The organism is Schwartzia sp. (in: firmicutes) (assembly GCF_978017985.1).
In genome coordinates this window covers 1-6706 of sequence record NZ_CDXDFU010000187.1, presented here as the reverse complement: position 1 = coordinate 6706, position 6706 = coordinate 1, and the positions used below count along the sequence as shown (strand labels likewise).

General features: G+C 49.1%; 8 protein-coding genes. All 8 read left to right on the top strand.

Annotation, left to right across the window (positions count from 1 at the left end; all coding sequences use genetic code 11):
- Positions 1–318: 318 nt before the first annotated feature.
- Positions 319–912 (top strand): carboxypeptidase-like regulatory domain-containing protein, encoded by a 594-nt coding sequence (locus ACY69O_RS08190; RefSeq protein ID WP_462332980.1) that lies wholly within the window; start codon positions 319–321, stop codon positions 910–912.
- A gap of 316 nt (positions 913–1228) precedes the next feature.
- A complete protein-coding gene (locus ACY69O_RS08185; protein ID WP_462332979.1) occupies positions 1229–1885 on the top strand; it encodes a hypothetical protein in 657 nt (218 codons plus the stop codon).
- Complete coding sequence (locus ACY69O_RS08180) at positions 1885–2805, top strand: YitT family protein (protein WP_462332978.1); 921 nt, start codon at positions 1885–1887, stop codon at positions 2803–2805. The genes ACY69O_RS08185 and ACY69O_RS08180 overlap by 1 nt, the downstream gene beginning before the upstream one ends.
- Complete coding sequence (gene ade, locus ACY69O_RS08175; RefSeq protein ID WP_462332977.1) at positions 2798–4519, top strand: adenine deaminase; 1722 nt, start codon at positions 2798–2800, stop codon at positions 4517–4519. Before ACY69O_RS08180 ends, ade begins: the two co-directional genes overlap by 8 nt.
- Positions 4519–5268, top strand: a complete 750-nt coding sequence (locus tag ACY69O_RS08170; protein WP_462332976.1) for an MBL fold metallo-hydrolase — start codon at positions 4519–4521, stop codon at positions 5266–5268. The genes ade and ACY69O_RS08170 overlap by 1 nt, the downstream gene beginning before the upstream one ends.
- A gap of 29 nt (positions 5269–5297) precedes the next feature.
- Positions 5298–5831: a peptidylprolyl isomerase gene (locus ACY69O_RS08165; protein WP_462332981.1), complete on the top strand. Its 534-nt coding sequence runs from the start codon at positions 5298–5300 to the stop codon at positions 5829–5831.
- On the top strand, positions 5828–6085 hold the full coding sequence (locus ACY69O_RS08160) for a GIY-YIG nuclease family protein (protein ID WP_462332975.1): 258 nt from the start codon (positions 5828–5830) through the stop codon (positions 6083–6085). The genes ACY69O_RS08165 and ACY69O_RS08160 overlap by 4 nt, the downstream gene beginning before the upstream one ends.
- A 162-nt stretch (positions 6086–6247) precedes the next feature.
- Positions 6248–6706, top strand: a 459-nt coding sequence (greA, locus tag ACY69O_RS08155; protein WP_462332974.1) for a transcription elongation factor GreA, incomplete at its 3' end; no start/stop codon positions are given.

Here is a 6706-nt window from a genome sequence, read left to right as displayed (position 1 = left end):
CTTGCTACGTCGCATCCGGGAGTAGAAGTGGATATACATTTTGATCATCAATATTGTTGAAAAAATGCTCTCTCTTTTGTGAGAGAGCATTTTTGTATGCATTTGTTGAACATGTTTAACGGAATCGTTCAAGTTAAGGAGTTTACAGATACTGCCGACCGCGTCCGACTGTATCTGCAGAGCCGGCTTAAAGCGAAGGAAAGTTGTCTGTTTTAGCACAGCCCATGTTTTTTATTTTCTTCAAAGAAGGAATTTTGTCAGAAATGTCGAAATACTAACATACAGTTTGCATGAGAAATCATTGAGGGGATGGGAATTATGAATCTGAAAAAAACTTTGACAGCGTTTGCGCTGTCCATGATGGTCATGGCGAGTGCTTCGGCAGCTACAACGCTTTCCGGTACGGTGCATCTGGCGCCCTCCGGGCTCAACGGTACGGCCGTGAACACGCGTGACGGCAGCATCACGGGTGTATCCTGGGGGCTTGGCGGCTCCAAGGGACGCACGGTGAGACAGGCAACACTGCAGCTCATCGCTATGGATATTAACATGAAGTCGATTCCGCAGAGTGACATTGATGCATGGTATCACGACGGTATCGCTCCGGAAGGGTATCCTATTTTCATTACGAAATCTGCAGAGGATGGAACTTATTCCTTTGAGAATCTTCCGCAGGGCGCTTATTATCTTTTGATTATCGCGCCGGGTCAGCTCAACAACTGGGAAAAGCCGCTGGCACAGAAGAAGGCAGAGGAAAAGCTCAAGAATTATCTGCCGAACTGGGATGCTTTCAGCCTGCTTACTCTTGGCATGAATGATTATGTCATCAAAGAGGTCAACATCTTAAAGGGTGTTGCGACGACGGTAGATTATGATTTCAATGAGTCTCCGCTGAAGAGCCTCAGCAAATAAAAAACGATAAGACGATGGAGCTGTGAAAAAGCATTATTGCTGCTTTTTTCACAGCTTCATCTTTTATGGGAAGACTTATTTTGGGCAGTCACTCTTTTTTCAAATTTCAGCGGTATAAAATATGTGGTATAACTCGGCAGAAGATGTCCCTAACTCTACAGATGGGGAATGGAAAACAGATTGTAAGCCTATGTCGTCTGCCTCGTTGCGACGCGAAGCTAGTCCTGTGGGAAACGCTGACAGAAGTAGTTTTGCCGTTGGCAAAACTGGAACGAATGCGTTATAATCGTACAAGATAAAAGGAGTGACACTATCAATGAAACGTATTTTTCTGCTCATGCTTTGCATGATGCTTTTTGCTGTGCCGGCTATGGCAAAGGAGAAGCCGGCCGGACTTGTTCCTGAGGATTTCGGCAGCCGTGGGATTCTTCTCGGTGAGATGGTGACTGAGGAGCAGATGACGAAGGCCTTCGGTGCTCCGCTTTTTGACAATGACCGCAGTGTTTTCGGTATTCATGTCCGCTATTATCAGTTCAAAAAGAATATCCAGGTCGGTGTCCTGATGAAGGATAACACAGTCTGCGATATTATCATCAAGGACGAGGATTACATCGGACGCGACGGTGTCCGGTATGGCGCAACGCCATATAAGATTGAGCATACCTACGGCAAATGCAGTCGTACGCTCATTGAGGGACATACGTGGTACATTTATAACAATCCGAGTGCACCGCGTCAGAAGCTCATGATTGAGATTCTTGCAGGAGTGTATACGCTTCAGACGTGGCGTATAACAAGCCTGCCTGTCACTGTGGAGGAAGCGGAGAGCTACGATGAGGATTCATGGGAGAACCGTGACCTTCATGCGTTTGAGATGAACACGCAGGGTATTGATACCACTGCAATAGAAGCACGCGACCGTGCGGAGGCGGAGAATTCGAAGGATCGCTGGAAGAAGGGAGCCGGTAGGTAATGAATGGCAGGCATCTGCTGCGCGCGTTCGGTATCGTACTTGGATGTCTGATATCGAGCAGTTCAATAAATCTGTTCCTGATTCCGAATCAGCTTCTTTCGGGAGGCCTCACCGGTATCGGTATCATAGTTTATTTCATGACGGGACTTCCCGTCGGCGCGCAGGTTCTCGTTTACAATCTGCCACTGCTTTTTGCGGCTTTTCGCACGCTGGGCAGGGAATACATAATAGATGTTATTTTCGGCACAGTTATGTTTTCTGTGTGCCTTGACGCGACGCATTTCCTGAATGATTACGGGCCTGTGCATGACCCGATGCTTGCCGCGCTTTTCGGCGGCGTGTTCAACGGTATCGGCTACGGAATTATTTTTCGTATGAACGGAAGCTCCGGCGGTCTGGATATCGTTGCGGCTATAATCAAAAAATATTATTCATTCAACATGGGCGGAGTTATCTTCGCCTTTAACTGCGTTATAATGGCGGCTTCCGCTGTAATGTTCGGTGTTGTACCTGCCATGTATACCCTTATTTCCATGTTCATGAGCGGAACACTCACGGACAAGGTGGTCGCGGGCTTTAACCACAGAAAAGTAGTTATTCTGATTTCAGACCGTACCCGCATAATTGCCGAGGGTATTTTGAGCGAGGTTGGCCGCGGCGTAACCTTCCTTGACGGCGAGGGAGCATTCCTGCATAAGAAAAAGCAGGTGCTTTTCGTGGTTGTGAGCCTCACTCAGATTGCAAGAATAAAGGATATAGCACATGCCATAGACCCGGATTCCCTTATGATTGTCATGGATGCGAACGAGGTCATGGGCAGAGGATTTACGCTGCCTGGCATACGTCTTGAGGAAATGCTCAGGGAACGCAGGGAACGTATGGCGGTAGAAAGAGAAAAGACAGGAGCAGAAAATGATTAAAGACTTGAAGCGTTTTGTGCGTGTTGCACAGGGACTTGAGCCGGCAGAGCTTGTTATAAAGAATGCGCGGGTATTCCGTTCTCTTCTGGGTGATTTTGTTGACGCGGATATCGCAATAGATCAGGGACATATTGCCGGCATAGGTGAGTACGAGGGCAGAGACTATGTGTATGCCGATGGGAGATATGCAATCCCCGGATTTATAGACGGGCATGTCCATATAGAAAGCTCCATGCTTTGTCCGCCGGAGTTTGCGCGTGCCGTGGTACCTCTCGGAACGACAGCTGTAATTACTGACCCTCATGAAATCGCGAACGTAGCGGGTATAGAGGGTATACGGTATATGATGGAGTCTGCGAAGCAGCTTCCTCTTTCCGTGTATTTTACGCTGCCGTCCTGTGTTCCTGCTACGCCGCTGGAGGATAATGGCGCCGTCCTGACGGCTGAAGACCTTGAGCCTCTGCTTGACGAGCCCAATGTGCTCGGACTTGCGGAGTTTATGAATGTTCCCGGCATACTGAACGGGGACGATGAGGTATATAAAAAGCTGACCATGAGGGATAATCTTCTTATTGAAGGTCATGCCCCCGGGTTGATAGGGAAGGAACTGATGGCGTATTCCGCTGCAGGGGTTGTTTCTGATCATGAGTGTGTTACATCGGAGGAAGCGGAGCTTCGCCTTGCCGCTGGAATCGACGTTGAAATACGTGAGGGAACCGCGGCAACCAATTTTGAGGCAATCCATACGGTGATTAATGACCGTACTGCGGCGCACTGCATTTTTGTTACGGACGACCGGCACCCTGCGGATTTGCTGCGGCGCGGACACATAAATTCCATTGTCCGCAGTGCTGTTAAGGACGGTATCCCGGTACATCAGGCAATAAATATGGCGAGTCTTTCTGCTGCAAGGCATTTCGGGCTTCGCGACCGCGGAATGATTGCTCCCAGATATAGGGCGGATTTTGCTCTTTATGATGATTTGGTTAATTTCGTGCCTGCAAAGGTATTTTATAACGGTGTTCTGGTGGCTGAGGAAGGAAAGCTCCGCGTAAGTATGCCTGAGAAGGTTCCGCCTGCTATCCTTGATTCAGTCCATCTTGCGTCTGTTTCGAAAAAGGATTTTGAGATACCTGTTTCGGGGACAAAGGCGAATGTTATCGGCCTGGTGCCTCATCAGCTCGTCACGGAAAAACGCGTGATTGATGTTGCTGTAAAAGACGGCCTTGCAGTGCAGGATACTGCAAGGGATATACTGAAGCTGGCGGTTTTTGAGCGCCATCATGCTTCGGGCAAATCCGCCTGCGCGCTTCTGCAGGGCTTCGGGCTTATGCGCGGAGCTATTGCGTCGACAGTGGGACATGATTCGCATAATCTTATCGTTATCGGTGCAGATGATGATGATATGCTGGCGGCAGTACATGAAATCGAACGCATTCACGGTGGAATCGCAATCGTTGAAAAGGGAAAGGTACTGAACTCTATGCCTCTTCCGATTGCGGGAATAATGTCCACGGGAGACGCGGAAAATATTTCCTTCGATGCGGAGGAGATGGTAAGCTGTGCAAGAAAGCTGGGGGTCCGCGAGGAATACGATCCGCTTATGACACTGGCATTCATGAGCCTGCCTGTTATACCTGCGCTGAAGCTCACGGACCGCGGACTGGTTGATGTGGAACGGTTCGAGATTATTCCTGTTGACGCGGAGGCTTGATGAGAAAGGAGAACGGTATGGACGCATTGGAAATCACATATCTTTTGAACAGCGGTTTTTTCGTGCGGCTCAGAGACACAGGATTTATCTTCGATGATTACCAGGACCCTGCCGGAGCCGTTGACAAGGCGCTCCCGGAGCTCAAAGAGCTCTATATATTCGCATCACATGCTCATTTCGACCATTTTAACCCTGCCATCAGACGTTACGCGGGAAAGGCGAATGCGTTTTTCCTTTCCAGTGATATCCGTCTGCTGCCGTCTTCAAAGCAGATGCCTATGGATAAAACTATTTGGCTTGACACATATGACGGCTATGAGGATAATGGTATCTGTGTAACTACCTTTGACTCAACGGACGCGGGAACATCTTTTCTGGTGGAGAAGAATGGCTGGCGCATCTTCCATGCCGGTGATTTTAACTGGTGGCACTGGGAAGGCGATACCGAGGAAAACAACGCATTTGCCAGAAACGGGTTCCGAAAACAGATGAAACGTCTGGAAGGACTGACGGCGGATATAGCTTTCTTTCCTGTGGACGGACGGCTGGGGACGGCGCAGACGTACGGAGCAAAGGAATTTTGCGCGCGTACTGATGTAAAGGCTCTTGTAGCTATGCACAGTGTCGGATATCCAAGGTGGGAGCCTGCTCCCGACTTCTTTTTGCCGGGAAGGGAAATCCCCGTGTGGGCACCTGTTGATTCGGGAGAACGGCGAACATTGATATCGGGAGGCGGATTCAGCAAATGAAAAAACTGTTACTTATTGCGGCAGCAGTAATGCTCTGTATCGGAGCTGTCTGCTTCGCTTCAAAAATAGGAGGAGAAACAAAAGTGGCAAACCGTATTGCAGTATTCACAACAAACATGGGAACATTTGAAATTGAGCTGGCTGAGGACAAAGCACCTCAGACAACTAAAAACTTTATTGACCTTGCGGAAAAAGGATTCTATGACGGACTGATTTTCCACCGTGTTATCGACGGCTTCATGATTCAGGGCGGAGATCCGACGGGTACAGGCATGGGCGGCCCGGGCTATAAAATCAAAGACGAGTTCCATAAGGACCTCCGTCATGACAGCGAGGGTATTCTCTCCATGGCAAATGCAGGCCCGAACACAGGCGGCTCCCAGTTCTTTATTACGTTGGCTCCGACACCGTGGCTCGACGGCCATCATGCGGTATTCGGCAAGGTAATCAAAGGCATGGATGTCGTCCACAAAATTGGCTCGACAAAATGCGACTTCTCCGACCGTCCGCTTGAGAAGGTCGTCATGGAGAAGGTCACCATCGTTGCACCGGAAGAAAAGTGACAGCCTTTACCTATATCCTGAAGTGTGCGGACGGAACACTTTACACGGGATGGACGAACGATATAGAAAAGCGTCTTGCAGCGCATAACGCGGGCAAAGGCGCAAAATATACCAGAACGCGCCGTCCTGTTGAGCTCGTTTATTGCGAGAAATACGAGACGAAAGAGGAAGCCATGTCCCGGGAGTGCGCCATTAAAAAGCTCACCCGTGTGCAAAAGGAAGCGCTCATCGTGTCGGGGTCCGACCTGCGTTGACAAGGAAATAGAAAATATCTATAATATATAAGACTGAAACGAAGAATGCGGGTGTCAGGGAAAATCCTCTGACACTCGTTTCGGTTTACCCTGTTTTCAGGGAATTGGCGTGAAATCCATGGTTCATTTATATGAGCAAAGCAATAAAGGAGAGAATTACCGATGGCAGACCAAAAGATCATGTTGACAAAAGACGGCCTCAAAAACCTTGAGGACGAACTCGAAAACCTTAAAACAGTACGACGCAAAGAAGTAGCAGAACGACTCAAAGAAGCTATCGCACTGGGAGACCTTTCGGAGAACTCCGAGTATGACGATGCGAAAAACGAGCAGGCGTTCATCGAGGGCCGTATTCAGGAGCTCACTGTAAAACTTCGCAACGTTGAGCTGATTCCGGAGGAGAAAAAGGCTAAGAGTGTTGTTTCCATCGGCTGCCATGTAATCGTGCGCGACCTTGAATTCGAGGAAGATTTGGAATACGCGCTCGTTGGTTCTGCGGAAGCTGACCCGGCAAACGGCAAAATCTCCAACGAGTCCCCGGTTGGCGCTGCTATCCTCGGACATAAGGTCGGTGAGGTTGTATCCGTACACGCACCGGCAGGCGTACTGGAATACAAGATT

Excerpts from the sequence above, each read along its gene's own strand:
- ACY69O_RS08190 (WP_462332980.1), top strand. The coding sequence starts at position 319 with ATGAATCTGAAAAAAACTTTGACAGCGTTTGCGCTGTCCATGATGGTC.
- ACY69O_RS08185 (WP_462332979.1), top strand. The coding sequence starts at position 1,229 with ATGAAACGTATTTTTCTGCTCATGCTTTGCATGATGCTTTTTGCTGTG.
- ACY69O_RS08180 (WP_462332978.1), top strand. The coding sequence starts at position 1,885 with ATGAATGGCAGGCATCTGCTGCGCGCGTTCGGTATCGTACTTGGATGT.
- ACY69O_RS08170 (WP_462332976.1), top strand. The coding sequence starts at position 4,519 with ATGAGAAAGGAGAACGGTATGGACGCATTGGAAATCACATATCTTTTG.
- ade (WP_462332977.1), top strand. The coding sequence starts at position 2,798 with ATGATTAAAGACTTGAAGCGTTTTGTGCGTGTTGCACAGGGACTTGAG.
- ACY69O_RS08165 (WP_462332981.1), top strand. The coding sequence starts at position 5,298 with ATGCTCTGTATCGGAGCTGTCTGCTTCGCTTCAAAAATAGGAGGAGAA.